At 70.1% G+C, this 15,943-nt stretch carries 17 protein-coding genes and 5 tRNA genes; 15 read left to right on the top strand and 7 right to left on the bottom strand.

Features of this window, described 5'->3' with window-relative positions; genetic code table 11:
* From AB0D04_RS24020 to AB0D04_RS24005, 4 genes are all read right to left on the bottom strand, one after another.
* Positions 1–300: ATP/GTP-binding protein (locus tag AB0D04_RS24020; RefSeq protein ID WP_362706785.1), on the bottom strand; the 300-nt coding region annotated here is incomplete at its 3' end.
* Positions 281–691 (bottom strand): DUF742 domain-containing protein, encoded by a 411-nt coding sequence (locus AB0D04_RS24015; protein WP_362706783.1) that lies wholly within the window; start codon positions 689–691, stop codon positions 281–283. The genes AB0D04_RS24015 and AB0D04_RS24020, both read right to left, overlap by 20 nt.
* A 100-nt stretch (positions 692–791) precedes the next feature.
* Complete coding sequence (locus AB0D04_RS24010; RefSeq protein ID WP_362706796.1) at positions 792–1,205, bottom strand: roadblock/LC7 domain-containing protein; 414 nt, start codon at positions 1,203–1,205, stop codon at positions 792–794.
* 9 nt (positions 1,206–1,214) lie between these two features.
* Complete coding sequence (locus tag AB0D04_RS24005; protein WP_362706780.1) at positions 1,215–4,850, bottom strand: nitrate- and nitrite sensing domain-containing protein; 3,636 nt, start codon at positions 4,848–4,850, stop codon at positions 1,215–1,217.
* A 654-nt stretch (positions 4,851–5,504) separates the two neighbouring features.
* On the opposite strand from AB0D04_RS24005, the gene AB0D04_RS24000 reads away from it, so the two are divergent.
* The 9 genes from AB0D04_RS24000 (at position 5,505) to AB0D04_RS23960 (ending at position 9,403) form a co-directional block, all read left to right on the top strand.
* The gene (locus AB0D04_RS24000; protein WP_362706778.1) at positions 5,505–5,690 is read left to right on the top strand and encodes a hypothetical protein; all 186 of its coding nucleotides are present in this window, start codon (positions 5,505–5,507) and stop codon (positions 5,688–5,690) included.
* An 82-nt stretch (positions 5,691–5,772) separates the two neighbouring features.
* The gene (locus AB0D04_RS23995) at positions 5,773–6,534 is read left to right on the top strand and encodes a fumarylacetoacetate hydrolase family protein (RefSeq protein WP_362706775.1); all 762 of its coding nucleotides are present in this window, start codon (positions 5,773–5,775) and stop codon (positions 6,532–6,534) included.
* Complete coding sequence (gene gltX, locus AB0D04_RS23990; protein WP_362706773.1) at positions 6,527–8,008, top strand: glutamate--tRNA ligase; 1,482 nt, start codon at positions 6,527–6,529, stop codon at positions 8,006–8,008. The genes AB0D04_RS23995 and gltX overlap by 8 nt, the downstream gene beginning before the upstream one ends.
* Before the next feature lie 75 nt (positions 8,009–8,083).
* Positions 8,084–8,809 carry an HAD family hydrolase gene (locus AB0D04_RS23985; RefSeq protein WP_362706770.1) on the top strand — a complete coding sequence of 242 codons (726 nt, stop codon included), beginning with the start codon at positions 8,084–8,086 and terminating at the stop codon, positions 8,807–8,809.
* Positions 8,810–8,898: 89 nt separating this feature from the next.
* Positions 8,899–8,970, top strand: a tRNA-Gln gene (locus tag AB0D04_RS23980).
* 21 nt (positions 8,971–8,991) lie between these two features.
* Positions 8,992–9,064, top strand: a tRNA-Glu gene (locus AB0D04_RS23975).
* Between the two features lie 64 nt (positions 9,065–9,128).
* Positions 9,129–9,201 (top strand) — tRNA-Glu (locus AB0D04_RS23970).
* Between the two features lie 16 nt (positions 9,202–9,217).
* Positions 9,218–9,289, top strand: a tRNA-Gln gene (locus AB0D04_RS23965).
* A 41-nt stretch (positions 9,290–9,330) separates the two neighbouring features.
* Positions 9,331–9,403, top strand: a tRNA-Glu gene (locus tag AB0D04_RS23960).
* 44 nt (positions 9,404–9,447) lie between these two features.
* Here the strand turns inward: AB0D04_RS23960 and AB0D04_RS23955 are convergent.
* Complete coding sequence (locus tag AB0D04_RS23955) at positions 9,448–10,095, bottom strand: MerR family transcriptional regulator (protein ID WP_362706768.1); 648 nt, start codon at positions 10,093–10,095, stop codon at positions 9,448–9,450.
* 103 nt (positions 10,096–10,198) lie between these two features.
* Between AB0D04_RS23955 and AB0D04_RS23950 the strand changes: the two genes are divergently transcribed.
* A complete protein-coding gene (locus AB0D04_RS23950) occupies positions 10,199–10,681 on the top strand; it encodes a DUF4188 domain-containing protein (protein WP_362706766.1) in 483 nt (160 codons plus the stop codon).
* A 108-nt stretch (positions 10,682–10,789) separates the two neighbouring features.
* Here AB0D04_RS23950 and ndgR read toward each other — a convergent pair whose 3' ends face one another.
* Complete coding sequence (gene ndgR / locus AB0D04_RS23945; protein ID WP_030982239.1) at positions 10,790–11,506, bottom strand: IclR family transcriptional regulator NdgR; 717 nt, start codon at positions 11,504–11,506, stop codon at positions 10,790–10,792.
* 175 nt (positions 11,507–11,681) lie between these two features.
* Between ndgR and leuC the strand changes: the two genes are divergently transcribed.
* The 5 genes from leuC to AB0D04_RS23920 all read left to right on the top strand — a co-directional run bounded on the left by leuC (position 11,682) and on the right by AB0D04_RS23920 (position 15,211).
* Positions 11,682–13,112 carry a 3-isopropylmalate dehydratase large subunit gene (gene leuC / locus AB0D04_RS23940; RefSeq protein ID WP_362706764.1) on the top strand — a complete coding sequence of 477 codons (1,431 nt, stop codon included), beginning with the start codon at positions 11,682–11,684 and terminating at the stop codon, positions 13,110–13,112.
* Positions 13,113–13,115: 3 nt separating this feature from the next.
* Positions 13,116–13,709, top strand: a complete 594-nt coding sequence (gene leuD / locus AB0D04_RS23935; RefSeq protein ID WP_362706761.1) for a 3-isopropylmalate dehydratase small subunit — start codon at positions 13,116–13,118, stop codon at positions 13,707–13,709.
* 135 nt (positions 13,710–13,844) lie between these two features.
* Positions 13,845–14,090: a hypothetical protein gene (locus AB0D04_RS23930; protein WP_362706758.1), complete on the top strand. Its 246-nt coding sequence runs from the start codon at positions 13,845–13,847 to the stop codon at positions 14,088–14,090.
* A 125-nt stretch (positions 14,091–14,215) separates the two neighbouring features.
* Entirely contained in the window at positions 14,216–14,872 is a 657-nt protein-coding gene (locus tag AB0D04_RS23925) for an HU family DNA-binding protein (RefSeq protein ID WP_362706755.1), read from the top strand.
* A gap of 93 nt (positions 14,873–14,965) precedes the next feature.
* The gene (locus AB0D04_RS23920; RefSeq protein ID WP_362706752.1) at positions 14,966–15,211 is read left to right on the top strand and encodes a hypothetical protein; all 246 of its coding nucleotides are present in this window, start codon (positions 14,966–14,968) and stop codon (positions 15,209–15,211) included.
* On the opposite strand, the gene cofC is transcribed toward AB0D04_RS23920, so the two are convergent.
* The gene (cofC, locus tag AB0D04_RS23915; protein ID WP_362706750.1) at positions 15,192–15,908 is read right to left on the bottom strand and encodes a 2-phospho-L-lactate guanylyltransferase; all 717 of its coding nucleotides are present in this window, start codon (positions 15,906–15,908) and stop codon (positions 15,192–15,194) included. The genes AB0D04_RS23920 and cofC overlap by 20 nt on opposite strands.
* Positions 15,909–15,943: the final 35 nt, after the last annotated feature.

Below are 15,943 nucleotides of genomic sequence, written 5' to 3'. Positions count from 1 at the left end.
CCAGAAGCGGTCCTGACCGGGCGTACCGAAGAGGTACAGGATCAGGTCCTGGTCCAGCGTGATCCGGCCGAAGTCCATCGCCACGGTCGTCGTGGTCTTGTCCTGGACGTGGCTGAGGTCGTCGATCCCCGCCGAGGCGGAGGTCATCACGGCCTCCGTACGCAGCGGGTTGATCTCCGAGACCGCGCCGACGAATGTGGTCTTGCCCACACCGAAGCCGCCCGCCACCACGATCTTCGCGGATGTCGTGGCGCGGGCCCCGCTCTGGCCGGAGCCCCCGTCAGAGCTTGCGAAGTCCACTGAGCACCCTCTCCAGCAGGGTCACGTCCGGCGTGCCCCCCGCCTCACCGCTGCCACCGGGCTGATGGATCGCCACCATGCCCGCCTCCGCCAGGTCCGCCACCAGGATCCGCGCCACACCCAGCGGGATGTGCAGCAGCGCGGAGACCTCCGCCACCGACTTCACCTCACGGCACAGGGTGCAGATCCGCTGGTGTTCCGGCAGCAGCCCGGGCAGCTGGGAAGGGTCGGCGGTCGTGCTGACCAGCGCCTCGATGGCGAGCTGGTAGCGCGGCCGGGTCCGCCCTCCGACCATTGCGTAAGGGCGCACCAGCGGCTGGTCACCTTCGCTCCCGTACGGCGCTTGGCTGTAGGCGCCGTACGGGCCGGAAGTGGCGGGTGGCGGGGTCATGGGGTCCTCCGTGCGGACAACTGACTGTCGTCGGGTTGGGCCGGTGGGGGGTGCGGCACTGGCGGGTGAAAATGCTGGACAGGGGGGCGCTGCGGACGCCTCAGTTCAGCAGGCTGCCTTGCAGTTCGGCGCGGAGATCGGGCGTGAGAACGGTGCCCGCGCGGTCGACCAGCAGGGCCATCTCGTAACCGACGAGGCCGATGTCGCACTCGGGGTGCGCGAGCACGGCCAGCGACGATCCGTCCGAGACGGACATGAGGAAGAGGAAACCGCGCTCCATCTCCACGACGGTCTGGTTGACCGTTCCGCCCTCGAAGATCCGGGACGCGCCCGACGTCAGCGAGGTCAGGCCGGAGGCCACCGCCGCCAACTGGTCGGCACGGTCGCGCGGGAAGCCCTCGGACATCGCGAGGAGCAGCCCGTCCGCGGAGACCACCACCGTGTGGGACACCCCGGGGGTGTTGTCCACGAAGTTGGTGATCAACCAGTTCAGGTTCTGCGCCGCCTGGCTCATCGGACTCAACTAACGCTCCTGCTGGTGTGTGGGGTCGACAATGCCGTGGTTGCCGGTGGAGGACGTCCCTCCGGCCTGCCGGCCCTGCTGGATACCCCGGCGGAGATTGGTCAGCCGCCCGCGCACATCACTGGGCGCACGCGAGACCTGCGGGCCGGTCTGGGGGGCCTGCTGCTGTGCCGTACCCGCGACGAGATTCGCACGCGGTACCCGGCGCGGCAGTCCGGAGGTGGTGAGACCGCCCGCGGCGGGCTGACGGATCTGCTCCGCCTGCCGCCAGGTGTCGTCGTTGGGCGAGCTGCGCCACTGGGACGCGGCGTCGGCGGGCGCACCCTGCGCGGCGTTGCGCGAGGGGCCTGCTGGGCCGGTGTCGTCCTGTGCGGCTCCGCGGCGCGGCATCAGCGGCGCATCCGACGGGTTCGGCGCACCGCCCGACTGCGGCGGCACTCCGGCCGCGGCGGAAGCCGGGTGGCTGAACCAGTTCGACTCGATGGTGTCGAAGATCGGCGTACGGCCGTCACCGGAGCCCGCACCCGCACCCGCACCGCCGAGCTCATCGCGGTCCTGCGGCTGCTGCACGGGGTGCCGGCCGGTCTCGTACGGGTCCGCGTCGCGGTCCGGACGCGGGAAGCTGCCGGTGTCCTGCCGTCCGGAGTTGCCGTCGGGCTGCTGGAGCCGGCCGGTGTCGTACTGGCCGGTCGTCTCGAACTGCCCGGTGTCGTACGGGTCCGTCCCGCGCTCGCCCCGACCGCCGGCACCCGCGCCCGCCTGACCCCGCTCGCCACCGGGCAGCGCGAAGCTGCCGGTGTCCTGGGCGCCGGGGCGTGTGAACTGCGTGGTGTCGGCCGGGCCGCGCCCGCCCTGGGCGCCGTCCGCGCCGGGCGGCGGGCCGTTGAAGTCGGGGCGGGTGAACGCCGTGGTGTCGGCGGGACCGCCGCCGGGCGCGGGGCGCTCGAAGCTGCCGGTGCTCTCCGGCTCCTCGTGGCCACGCGGCCGGTCCTGTGCCTCGCGGGGCGCCAGCGGCCAGTCGTCGTCGGCGCCGCGGTCGCGGCGGGCGCCCCAGGCCGTGGTGCCGGACTGCGAACTGTCCTGGCCGCCGGCCGCGCCGGAACCGCCGGGCAGTTCGGCGGCGGGGCCGCGCGGCGGCAGCTGCGGCCGCTCCTCGCGCCGGGGCGCACCGGTGGGCGGTGCGACGGTGGGCATGTGGCCGGTCGGGGGCTGGCCGCCGTCCGCGCCGCGGGCGGGCAGCAAGGGCCGCGCGCCACCGGGCGGGCCGGCTGCCGGGCGGGTGTCACCGGGTGCGGGCGGGGTCGTACGGCGGGCCGCGGCCGCGCCGCCGAAGGCGCTCGCCGCACCGCCGCCGGAGCCCCCGGCGCCACCGGGACCGCCGCGTCCGGGCAGCGCGGGCCGCCCGGCCGAGGGGCCCGAGCCGACCTGACCGCGCGGCTGGAGCGCGGAGAGCCGGCTGGAGGGCGCGCCGCCGACGTCGCCGGCGCCGCTCTTGGCGGTGCTCGGCGCCGGCTTCTTGCCGCCCTGCGCCACATCGACGGGCAGCATGACCAGCGCGGTGGTGCCACCGGAGTCGGAGGGCCGCAGCTGGATACGGATGCCGTGCCGCAGCGACAGCCGGCCGACCACGAACAGACCCATCCGCCGGGACACCGAGACGTCCACGGTCGGCGGGCTGGCCAGCCGCTCGTTGATCGCGGAGAGGTCCTCGGGGGACAGGCCGATTCCGGTGTCGTGGATCTCGACCAGCACGCGGCCGTCGGGCAGTGCGTGACCGGTGACCTTGACCTTGGTCTGCGGGGAGGAGAACGACGTGGCGTTCTCCAGCAGCTCGGCGAGCAGGTGGACGAGGTCGTTGACGACCCGGCCGGCGACCTCGGTCTGCGGTACGGCGTTCAGCTCGATCCGCTCGTACTGCTCCACCTCGGAGGCGGCGGCACGCAGGACGTCGACCAGCGGCACCGGCCGCGTCCACCGGCGCCCCGGCTCCTCACCGGCGAGGACCAGGAGGTTCTCACCGTTACGGCGCATACGGGTGGCGAGGTGGTCCAGCTTGAACAGCGAGGACAGCTGGTCCGGGTCGGCCTCGCGGGACTCCAGCTCGGAGATCAGCGACAGCTGACGCTGGATCAGGCCCTGCGAGCGGCGCGAGAGGTTGGTGAACATCGCGTTGACGTTGCCCCGCAGCAGCGCCTGCTCGGAGGCGAGGCGGACCGCCTCGCGGTGCACGTCGTCGAAGGCCGCGGCCACCCGGCCGATCTCGTCCCGGCTGTGCACACCGACCGACTCGACGGAGGTGTCCACGTCCTGCGGGTCGGCCTCGGACAGCTGCTTGACCAGCTCGGGCAGCCGGTCCTGGGCGACCCTCTGCGCGGTGTCCTGCAGCCGGTGCAGCGAGCGGACCATCGACCGGGCCACGACGAACGCGCCGATCAGCGAGACGCCGAGGACCAGCAGGATCAGCGCACCGTTGAGGATCGACTCCTGGATCGCCTCGTTGCGCAGCTCGCGGGCCTTCTGCTCCATCTCGGACAGCAGCGTGGTCTCGACCCGCCCCATCTCGGCGATCTTGACCGAGTCGGAGTCGTACCAGTCGAGGTACTTGAACTCCTGGCCGCGGATGCCACTGCTGCTGGCGAAGGAGCGGTGGGCGAAGTTGCCCGCGGCCTTGATCTCGTCGTTGTTGCCGTCCAGACCGCTGGTCAGGTCCTCGGCCTTGGAGTCGGACTTGCTGGTGTAGATCTGCGCGAACCGGTCCCGGGCCGCCTTTTCGTTCTCCTCGGCGGTGTGGCCGGCCAGCCGGTCGTTGGCGGAGAGCTGGGGGCCGCCCTTGTGGGCGAGGCCGGCGCTGATCAGGGCGCGCTGCATCGACGCGTACTCCTTGGCCGACGAGAACGCCGCCAGCGCACGGGTACTGCGGATCATCTCCGGGTTGCTGGTCGCCTGCGCCATGTCCTGGGAGAGCGACAGCAGCGAATCGATCAGCTGGTTGTAGGCGGTGACCGTCCGCGCGACGTTGTTGTCGTCCTTGTACGCACCGGCGCGGATCTCGTTGAGGTCGGTGAGCTGGCGACCGATCTCCAGGACCGTCGCCCGGACACCCGTCATCGTGGTGTTCTCGGTCTGGATGTCCCCGGTCGCCTGGGTGAAGGAGAGCTTGGCGCGGTCGGTCGCCTCGCGCGGGGCGACCACGTTCGCGTCGTCCTTGGCGTTGCCGCTGCCGGCCAGCGGGCCGGCCGACTTGTCCCGCTCCACCTGGAGCGCGTCGGCGAGCTCGGTCGCCTGCCGCGTCATCTCGGTGAGCAGCTGCATCTTGTCGAGCGCGTCGATGTTGTCCAGCGACGTGTCGATGCGCATGCCGCCCAGCGTGGTCGCCGCGACCACCGGGAGCGCCAGCAGGGAGACCAGACGGGTGCTGATGCGCCAGTTGCGCAGCGATATTCGGCTGCCGGGACCGGTCGCGCCCTTGGGCGCACCGGACTTGCCGCTGCTTGTGGCGTCACCGCCCGTCACCGCGCCGCGGTCGGACGGCGCACCATTGCTCTGGGCAGGCTGGGGCGAGGAGGCGCGGTCGGTACCGCCGCGCAGCTCCGGGTCCGCCGCAGCGCTGCCATCCCTCTTGAAACGTCCCTGCACTAGCGTCGCAACCTCTGGACCAGGCGCCCCTCCGCGTGAACGGCGGGGCGGTGTCGAGTCGTGGGGGACCGCAAGTCCCCCATGGCGGTCGTGAGTGACCGGCGGGCTGCTCCCTCTGGCCGAGAGAGCGGCACCACCGCGCGGCGCCACCTTGCGCCCTGCGCGCCGGCTGAAACGTGCGGCGGTCCGTGGAATTCCAGCACAGTGCAGGATCTCCAACAAGAGCGGAGCCGTCGGCTGTGACATGGGTGACGCAATGTACGGGAGGCGTGACGACTCGTAGAGGATTCGGCGCCCAATATCGGACTTTTCCCCGCGAGTCGTTCGCCTATAGGGGCTGTCCCAGGTGCGGTGATCGAGAGCGGAACATGCGCTTCAATCCGGCAATGTCCGATTCGCTCGGGAATGACGATCAAGGGAAATGCGGCATTTGTCGCCCACCTCGTGAGCAAACTCACAGGAAGATCGCCGAGTTCTCCCACACTTCGCAGGGAATGGCGCGCTTAGCCTGACGCTTTACACGGTGGGCCGCTACGACAAGGGCCACGGCGCAACAGCAACAAGGCAGCAACAACAGGGCAACGGGGCGCAACCCCTTTCCCCTGTCCTCCACAAAACGATCACACCGACAACTACAACGCGAGGCGTGAAGCAGTGAAGACCACGACGATGTTCCGCAACATAGCCAACCCGCGGCGCACCACCCTGGCGCACCTGAAGGACGCCGAGGAGCTCGCCACCGCGACGGCCCCGGAGCACACCGTCGAACTGCCCACCCAGACGGCCAACCCCCGCCGCACCGTCCTGATGGTCGCGCCCCAGCAGGACGTACCGGCGTAGCGACGGTCACGGGCCGGCCGCGGCCCCGCGATAGCCTGGAGTGTCAACTCCGGCCAGTGATCAATGAGGGGCAGCGGCACCCGTGCGCATCGCCAGATTCTCCATCGACGGCAACGTCGGCTTCGGCGTCGTCGAGGGCGACGAACTCGACGTCATCAAGGGACACCCCTTCGCCGCATTCGAGCGCTCGGGGCAGAAGGTCCCCCTGGACAAGATCCGGCTCCTGCCGCCCACCCTGCCCAACAAGATCGTCGGCATCGGCCGCAACTACGCCGAACACGCCGCCGAACTGGGCAACGACGTCCCCGACGCCCCGGTCACCTTCTTCAAGCCCTCCACCTCCGTGGTCGGCCCCGGCGACCCCGTCACGTATCCCTCCTTCTCCCAGGAGGTGCACCACGAGGCGGAGCTCGCCGTCGTCATCGGCCGGATGTGCCGTGAGGTGCCACGCGAGCGCGTCAAGGACGTCATCCTCGGCTACACCTGCGCCAACGACATCACGGCGCGGGACATCCAAAAGCGCGAGCAGCAGTGGGCCAGGGCCAAGGGCTTCGACGGCGCCTGCCCCCTCGGCCCCTGGATCGAGACCGAACTCGACCCCAGCGACCTGACCATCCAGTGCACCGTCAACGGCGAACAGCGCCAGCTCGGCCGCACCAGCGAGATGGTCCGTCCGATCGAGGACCTCATCGTCCACATCACCGAGGCGATGACGCTGCTCCCCGGGGACGTCGTCCTCACGGGCACCCCGGCCGGGGTCGGCCCCCTCAACGTCGGCGACGAGGTCGCCGTCACCATCGAAGGCATCGGCACTCTCACCAACAAGGTGATCAAGCGTGGCTAACGCGACCCCCGTCCGCGTCCGTTTCTGTCCCTCCCCGACCGGCAACCCCCATGTGGGCCTGATCCGTACCGCCCTGTTCAACTGGGCCTACGCACGGCACCACCAGGGCAGCCTGGTCTTCCGGATCGAGGACACCGACGCGGCCCGCGACTCCGAAGAGTCCTACAACCAGCTGCTGGAGTCCTTCCACTGGCTCGGCTTCGACTGGGACGAGGGCCCCGAGGTCGGCGGCCCGCACGCGCCCTACCGCCAGTCGCAGCGCATGGACATCTACCGTGACGTCGCCGACAAGCTCCTGGCCGCCGGGCACGCGTACCACTGCTACTGCACCGCCGAGGAGCTGGACGAGCGCCGGGACGCCGCCCGCAAGGCCGGCAAGCCCTCCGGCTACGACGGCACCTGCCGCGAGCTGACCGACGGGCAGAAGAGCGCGTACGAGGCGGAGGGCCGCACCTCCATCGTCCGCTTCCGGATGCCCGACGAGCCGATCACCTTCACCGACCTGGTGCGCGGCGAGCTGACCTTCACCCAGGACAACGTCCCGGACTACGGCATCGTCCGCGCCAACGGCGCCCCGCTGTACACCCTGGTCAACCCCGTCGACGACGCCCTGATGGGGATCACCCACGTCCTGCGCGGCGAGGACCTGCTCTCCTCCACCCCCCGCCAGATCGCCCTCTACAAGGCCCTGATCGACCTCGGCATCGCGCCCGCGATCCCGTCCTTCGGCCATCTCCCCTACGTCATGGGCGAGGGCAACAAGAAGCTCTCCAAGCGCGACCCCCAGGCCAACCTCAACCTCTACCGCGAGCGCGGCTTCCTGCCCGAGGGCCTGCTCAACTACCTTGCGCTGCTCGGCTGGTCCTTCTCGGCCGACCAGGACATCTTCTCCATCGCCCAGCTGATCGAGAAGTTCGACATCGCGGACGTCAACGCCAACCCGGCCCGCTTCGACCTGAAGAAGGCCGAGGCGATCAACGCCGACCACATCCGGCAGCTGGACGTGAAGGCCTTCACCGAGGCCTGCGAGCCCTGGCTGAAGGCCCCGCACGCCAACTGGGCCCCCGAGGACTTCGACCAGGCCGCCTGGGAAGCCATCGCCCCGCACGCCCAGACCCGCCTCACGGTCCTCTCCGACATCACCGCCAACGTCGACTTCCTCTTCCGCAAGGAGCCCGTCGAGGACGAGGCGTCCTGGACCAAGGCCATGAAGGGCGACCCGGCGGCCCTCCTCACCACCGCCCGCGCCAAGCTCGTCGAAGCCGAGTGGTCGGCCGGCCCCGAGCCCCTCAAGGCCGCCGTCCTGGCCGCCGGCGAGGAGCACGGCCTCAAGCTCGGCAAGGCCCAGGCCCCGGTCCGCGTCGCCGTCACCGGCCGCACGGTCGGTCTGCCCCTCTTCGAGTCCCTGGAGATCCTGGGCAAGGACCGCACCATCGCCCGTATCGACGCAGCTCTGGCCAAGCTGGCGGGCTGATCCCGTACGCGTCCCCCAGGGCCCGGAAACCACGGTTTCCGGGCCCTTCGCGTGCCCGCTCGCTACATTGCAGACATGACCGTCCACGCCGTCCTCTGGGACCTCGACGACACCCTCTTCGACTACACCGGGTCGGACCGCACCGGCGCGCTGCGTCACCTGGAGGCCGAGGGCCTGGTGGCCGCGTACGGCGGCGAGGAGGCGGCGCTGGCGCGCTGGCGCAACGCCATGGAGACCGAGTTCGCCCGCTTTCTCGCCGGCGAGGTGGGGTTCCTCGACCACCGCAGGGCGCGCGCCCGGACCTTCCTGGGCCTCGAGCTGTCGGACGACGAGGCGGACGCCTGGTTCGGGCGGTACATCGCGTACTACGAAGCGTCCTGGGTGCTCTTCCCGGACTCCGTGCCCGCCCTGGAAGCGCTGGCACCGCTGGTGCGGCAGGCGGTGCTGTCCAATTCCGGGACCGCCAATCAGGAGCGCAAGCTGACCGCCCTGGGCATCCGTGCGCACTTCGAGGCGGTGCTGTGCGCCGATGAGCTGGGGCATGCCAAGCCCGCTCCCGAGGCGTTCACGGCCGCCTGCGAGGCGCTCGGCCTGCCGCCGCAGGAGGTGGTCTACGTCGGCGACCGGCTCGACATCGACGCGCTCGGCGCCCGGGACGCCGGACTGACGGCCGTATGGCTGGACCGTACGGACGGCGGCGAGGAGCCGCCGCCTGGCGTGCGGCGGATCGCGAGCCTGGCCGAGCTCCCCGAGCTGTTGCGCGGAGTTATCGGTTTTGGTGCGCCGTCCACGATCAGGTAATGTTCTTCCTGCGCCGCCCGAGAGGGCCGAGAGGTCCGGCCGGGAAGCGCAAGTCAAAATAAAACCCCCTGCCGGGGGTTGCGCTTTGATGGCCTATGGTGTAATTGGCAGCACGACTGATTCTGGTTCAGTTAGTCTAGGTTCGAGTCCTGGTAGGCCAGCTCGCAGAGCTTATCTGCAAAGCCCCCGTTGTGTAGCGGCCTAGCACGCCGCCCTCTCAAGGCGGTAGCGCCGGTTCGAATCCGGTCGGGGGTACAGATCCTTTCACTCCGTCTCCTTCGGGTCGCTCCCGGATGTGACGACGTTGAGGATCGCTAGGGCCCCCGTTGTGTAGCGGCCTAGCACGCCGCCCTCTCAAGGCGGTAGCGCCGGTTCGAATCCGGTCGGGGGTACTGGTCTAAACCACCATGGGCTATGGTGTAATTGGCAGCACGAGTGATTCTGGTTCATTTAGTCTAGGTTCGAGTCCTGGTAGCCCAGCGCAGCCTGTCCTCGTGACAGGCTCAACTGCAGGAAAACTTGCCCCCGTTGTGTAGCGGCCTAGCACGCCGCCCTCTCAAGGCGGTAGCGCCGGTTCGAATCCGGTCGGGGGTACAGAGAAGAAGGCCCCCCGCATCATGCGGGGGGCCTTCTCGCGTTCAACCGCCGGTGCCGAAGCGCCGGTTGGACTCCTCCGCCTCCGCCAGGCGGCGCAGGCTCAGCAGCACGGGCTCGTACAGCACCGTGAAGGCCACGGCCGCCTCCACCTGCTCCTCGGGCGTCCGGAATTCCTCGACCAGGTCCAGATCGACGACGGCCAGCTGCTCGGCCTGGCGGGCGTACGGCAGCAGATGCGCGGTGTCGCAGGCATAGCCGAGGCGGTGCAGCGCCGCGACGGCGGCGACGAGCATGCCGAAGTGGCGCGAGACGGCCGTGACTTCGAGATTGAAGCGCCAGTCGAGGGTTTCCAGCAGCTCGGTGGCGGTGTGCCGGGCGGCGGCGGTCGCGGGGTCCGCCTCGTCGGGCTCCGGGCCGTGGGGGAGTGCCTGGACGGCCGCGCCCAGCCGGTGGTGGTGGTTGAGCGAATCGTCCTCGATGGCGGCCAGCACCTCGCGGGCGGTGGTCACCGGGATGCGGCCGACCTGGATCAGGGCCCGGACCAGCCGCAGCCGGCGCAGATGCTCCTCGCCGTACTCGGACTGGGTGGCGGTGATCCGGCGGCCCGGCGGCAGCAGCCGCTCACGTAGGTAGTACTTGATCGTGGGGGTGGGCACCCCGCTGCGCTCGCTCAGCTCCGCCAGTCGCATGTCCGGTGCTCCTTTCCGCTTGCGCTACCCATTGGAGAGTGTCACTATCCAAGCATGGATAGCAACGCTATCCAACGACGGGTCACGGATGATGGGGGTTGTCATGAGTGAGAAGCCGGTACCGGGGCGGATGACGGCGGACGGTGACGGGGAGGTGGTGGTCTTCCTCATCGGGATGCGGGTCAACAGCTGGTGGGCGGTGCGCAGTTGGCTGCCGGTGTTCCTGGCGATGCCGCCGATGATCAAGGAGCTGGCGCGGGACCGGGGGCGCGGGGTGCTCGGCTACCGGTTCGTGCCGGGGCTGTCGCGGACCTCCACGCTCCTGCAGTACTGGGAGTCGAAGGAGAAGCTGCTGGCCTACGCCGCCGACCAGGGCGGCGAGCACCGGCCGGCCTGGGCGGCGTTCAATCGGCGGGTGCGGTCGGGGCGCGGCAAGGTCGGCATCTGGCACGAGACCTATGTGGTGCCGGCGGGCTCGTACGAGAGCATCTACGTCAATATGCCGGAGTTCGGGCTGGGCAAGGCCCTGGGAATCGTGCCGGTCGGGGGCCGCGGCGAGAGGGCCGCGGAGCGGCTGGCGGCCTGAGCGGAAAAGCAGCGGCCGGCCCCGTAGGGATGATCCGTACGGGGCCGGCCGCTGTTGTCGGCCGGTGCGGGGCTCCCGCCTCGGGCCGCCCCGCCGCGGAGTGTGGCCTCAGCCAGTACGCCGCAGGCCCTCCGAGAGGCGGGCGGCCGCGTCGATGACCGCCTGGGCGTGCATCCGGCCCGGGTGGCGGGTCAGGCGCTCGATGGGGCCGGAGACGGACACGGAGGCCACCACGCGGTTGGAGGGGCCGCGTACGGGCGCGGAGACGGACGCCACGCCGGGCTCGCGCTCGCCGATCGACTGGGCCCAGCCGCGGCGCCGTACGCCGGACAGGGCGGTGGCCGTGAAGCGGGCACCCTGCAGGCCGCGGTGCAGCCGCTCGGGCTCCTCCCAGGCCATCAGGATCTGGGCGGCCGAGCCCGCCTTCATGGGGAGCGTGGAGCCGACCGGGACGGTGTCCCGCAGTCCGGACAGCCGTTCCGCCGCCGCCACACAGATACGCATATCGCCCTGCCGGCGATAGAGCTGGGCGCTCTCGCCCGTCACATCGCGCAAGTGGGTCAGTACCGGTCCCGCCGTGGCCAGCAGGCGGTCCTCGCCGGCCGCCGCGGCCAGCTCGGAGAGCCGGGGGCCCAGGATGAACCGGCCCTGCATGTCCCTCGCCACCATCCGGTGGTGTTCCAGAGCCACGGCCAGCCGGTGGGCCGTGGGTCGTGCAAGCCCTGTCGCCGCGACCAGCCCGGCGAGGGTGGCCGGACCGGACTCCAGAGCGCTCAATACGAGAGCCGCCTTGTCGAGAACGCCGACGCCGCTAGAGTTGTCCATGCAACGATACTCGCGTCTCACACTGTGAAACGCAAGTTCAATTTTCCAGGGAAGTCGTCAATCTGTAGATGTGGCCCTCGACCAGGGCCCGGCGTCAGGCCCGTCAAGGGGATTTTTGCGGGCATCGCGCACAGACGAGTAAGTGCCGGCAAAGCGGCCGGTCGGAGGGAAAGCGATGGGACGGACACTCGCGGAGAAGGTCTGGGACGACCATGTCGTCCGGCGCGCGGAAGGCGAGCCCGACCTCCTCTTCATCGATCTGCACCTGCTGCACGAGGTCACCAGCCCGCAGGCGTTCGACGGCCTCCGCAAGGCCGGCCGCCAGGTGCGCCGTACGGACCTGACCATCGCCACCGAGGACCACAACACCCCCACCCTCGACATCGACAAGCCCATCGCCGACCCGGTCTCGCGCACCCAGCTGGAGACGCTGCGCAAGAACTGTGCGGAGTTCGGCGTCCGGCTGCACCCGCTCGGCGATGTCGAGCAGGGTGTTGTCCACGTGGTGGGACCGCAGTTGGGCCTGACCCAGCCCGGCACCACCGTGGTCTGCGGTGACAGCCACACCTCCACCCACGGAGCCTTCGGCGCCCTGGCGTTCGGCATCGGCACCAGCCAGGTCGAGCACGTCCTGGCCACCCAGACGCTGCCGCTGGCCCCCTTCAAGACCATGGCGATCACCGTCGACGGCGAGCTGCCCGAAGGCGTCACCGCCAAGGACCTCATCCTGGCGATCATCGCCAAGATCGGCACCGGCGGCGGCCAGGGCTACGTCCTGGAATACCGCGGCCCGGCCATCGAGAAGCTGTCGATGGAAGCCCGGATGACCATCTGCAACATGTCGATCGAGGCCGGTGCGCGGGCGGGCATGATCGCCCCCGACAGGACCACCTTCGACTACCTGCAGGGCCGCGACCACGCCCCCGAGGGCGAGGACTGGGACGCCGCGGTCGCGTACTGGAAGACCCTGCGCACGGACGACGACGCGGTCTTCGACGCCGAGGTGCACATCGACGCCGCCGCGCTGTCGCCGTTCGTCACCTGGGGCACCAACCCGGGCCAGGGTGCGCCGCTTTCGGCGAGCGTCCCCGACCCGGCTTCGTACGAGGACGCCTCGGAGCGCTTCGCCGCCGAAAAGGCCCTGGAATACATGGGGTTGACGGCGGGGCAGCCGCTGCGCGAGATCGCCGTGGACACCGTCTTCGTAGGTTCATGCACCAACGGCCGTATCGAGGACCTGCGCTCGGCGGCGTCCATCCTGGAGGGCCGTAAGGTCGCCGAGGGTGTACGGATGCTGATCGTGCCCGGCTCGGTCCGGGTCTCCCTGGAGGCCGTCGCCGAGGGCCTGGACAAGGTCTTCACCGCGGCGGGCGCCGAATGGCGGCACGCGGGCTGCTCGATGTGTCTGGGCATGAACCCCGATCAGCTGGCGCCCGGTGAGCGCTCCGCGTCCACCTCCAACCGCAACTTCGAGGGCCGCCAGGGCAAGGGCGGCCGCACCCACCTGGTCTCGCCGCAGGTGGCCGCCGCAACGGCGGTTCTCGGCCATCTGGCCTCACCGGCCGACCTGTCCGACGTCGCCGTCGCCACGCCCGCGGGAGTCTGAACCATGGAAGCTTTCACCACCCACACCGGCCGGGCCGTCCCGCTGCGCCGCAGCAACGTCGACACCGACCAGATCATCCCGGCCCACTGGCTGAAGAAGGTCACCCGCGACGGCTTCGAGGACGGGCTGTTCGAGGCCTGGCGCAAGGACCCGGAGTTCGTTCTCAACCAGGAGCGGTACAAGGGCGCCACCGTCCTGGTGGCGGGCCCCGACTTCGGCACCGGCTCCTCGCGCGAGCACGCCGTGTGGGCGCTGCAGAACTACGGCTTCAAGGCCGTCATCTCCTCGCGGTTCGCGGACATCTTCCGCGGTAACTCCCTCAAGAACGGTCTGCTGACGGTGGTCCTGCCGCAGGAGACCGTCGACCGGCTCCAGAAGCTGGTGGAGGCCGACCCGGCCGCCGAGGTGACCGTCGACCTGGTCGCCCGGCAGGTGCGGGCCGAAGGCATCACCGCCGACTTCGAGCTGGACGAGAACGCCCGTTGGCGGCTCCTGGAGGGGCTGGACGACATCAGCCTCACCCTTCGGGAGGAGTCGTCCATCGTGACGTACGAGGCGAATCGCCCGTCGTTCAAACCGCGTACCCTCGAGGTCTGACCTCGGGTTTTTGGCTCAAAGCGTTATTGCGTACGATGCGCCCCCTGTGCAGTTGGCAGGGGGCGCATTCGCTTGTCAGGGCGACTGTTGAGGCCCCGTGAAGCGACAACTCGCCGCAGATGGCACAATTAGCGCATGGAACGCGACGGCCAACTCGAGCTCTACGGTTTCGTCGCCGACCGACTCAAGGACGCACACGCAAGAGTGCGGACACTGCAAGTCCCGGAGGGCGTACGGATGGCGCTGACCCGGAAGCTGCTTGTCATCACGGCCGCGGCTAAACACGATCTTGCGGACGCGGCAAGGCGTCTGGAGTGGTTCATGGAAGACCTCGACGAAGGTCGTTATCCCGAAGATGCACACCGCGACGGAAGTCCGTGAAGGTCGAGTTTGTTGCGGCACAAGGGTGATTAGCCCGTTTCGTGTTTGATTTGCGGTATGTATCTGCCTAACGTGCGAAAAAGCTTGGAAACTTTCGTTCCAGCAATGTCTCCGAAGGGGAAGACGTGAACAAGGCGCAGCTCGTAGAAGCCATTGCCGACAAGCTCGGCGGCCGCCAGAACGCCGCGGAAGCGGTTGACGCGGTACTGGACGCAGTCGTCCGTGCAGTTGTCGGCGGCGACCGTGTTTCGGTCACCGGATTCGGCTCGTTCGAGAAGGTCGACCGCCCCGCCCGCTATGCGCGCAACCCGCAGACGGGTGAGCGCGTGCGGGTCAAGAAGACCTCGGTGCCGCGTTTCCGCGCCGGTCAGGGCTTCAAGGACCTGGTGAGCGGCTCGAAGAAGCTCCCCAAGGGCGGCGAGGTCTCCGTCAAGAAGGCCCCCAAGGGCAGCCTTACCGGCGGTGCGGCCATCAAGAAGGCCGCCGCCAAGAAGGCCACCGCGAAGAAGGCCGCCGCGAAGAAGGTGACGGCGAAGAAGGCCGCGGTGAAGAAGACCGCCGCCGCCAAGAAGGCCACCGCGAAGAAGGCGACGACGGCCAAGAAGGCCACCGCCACGAAGACCGCCGCCAAGAAGGCGACGACGGCCAAGAAGGCCACTGCCAAGAAGGCCACGGCCAAGAAGACTGCCCCCGCCAAGAAGGCGACGGCGAAGAAGGCGCCCGCCAAGAAGGCCACGGCGCGCAAGACCACCGCCAAGAAGACCACCGCCCGCAAGCGCTAAGCAGCGGCGACGCCAGGCGTCGGGCCGGTCTCCCTTCGGGGAGCCCGGCCCGCGGTGCGTTCACGGACAAGGCCCTGAACTAGGCTTTCCGCCATGCAGGCCACCGCGTACACCTACGACGAGACCACCCGCTCCGGCAGCGTGCTGCTGGACGACGGCACCCCGCTCCCCTTCGACGCGGCGGCGTTCGACGCGGGCGGGCTGCGGCTGCTGCGCCCCGGTCAGCGCGTACGCATCGAGTTCGCGGATGACGCGAATGAGGCGGGCGGGAGCGACGGTGCCGACGCCGGCAAGGGCGACGGCCGCCGGATCGTGCTCATCACGCTCCAGACGCTCTGACCTCCGGCGGCAGCCCTTTGGGCCCCGCCGGGGCGCCGAACGCCTGCTGCGGCACCTGTCGCGCCGTGTACGGACCCACGCCCAGCGCCAGCGCCGCCCGCAGATCCTCACCGGTGTCCACGTCCCGCCGCACCGACGGCACGTCCAGCGCGGTGATCTCCCGCGCCCCGGACGCCAGGTGACGGGCCCGCGAAGCACCACCGAAAGCCGGTGCCAATTCCACTCCGGAAGTCGCACAGAGAAGTGTTGTCCCGATATCCGCTGCATCCGCGAGAAATGCGCGGGGAAATAGCGCGGCGGAATGGAGCACCAGTTCCAGCTCGGCCGGACGCAACGCCGGAAGGTCGGCGTTCAGCGCCGCGACCGGAGCCCCGGGGCGGCGCGCCCGAACCGCCGCCGCGCCGTGCGCCAGCGCCGCGTTGAGCCCGCGGGCCGGAGTGTCGGGCACGATGCGCGCCCCCAGGGCCGCCAGGTGCTCCCCGGCCACCTCGTCGTCCGTGACAACCGCCACATCGCGCACGTCGGCGCAGGCCAGCGCCGCGGCCACGGTGTCCAGGGCGAATGCGAGGGCGAACTGCGGCCGGAACTGCTCACCGGCGGCCCGGGAGAGCCTGCTTTTGGCCCGCACCAGCGGTTTCAGCGGCACCACCAGGCTCCAGGCCGCGTCCGCCGCGCTAACTGCTCCGTCACTTCGCATCGGCATCATTCTCACCCGCACTCGCCGCCGTTCGA

This window comes from Streptomyces sp. NPDC048483 (genome assembly GCF_040651455.1).
GTDB lineage: Bacteria > Actinomycetota > Actinomycetes > Streptomycetales > Streptomycetaceae > Streptomyces.
This window is presented reverse-complemented; position numbering and strand designations above follow the sequence as displayed.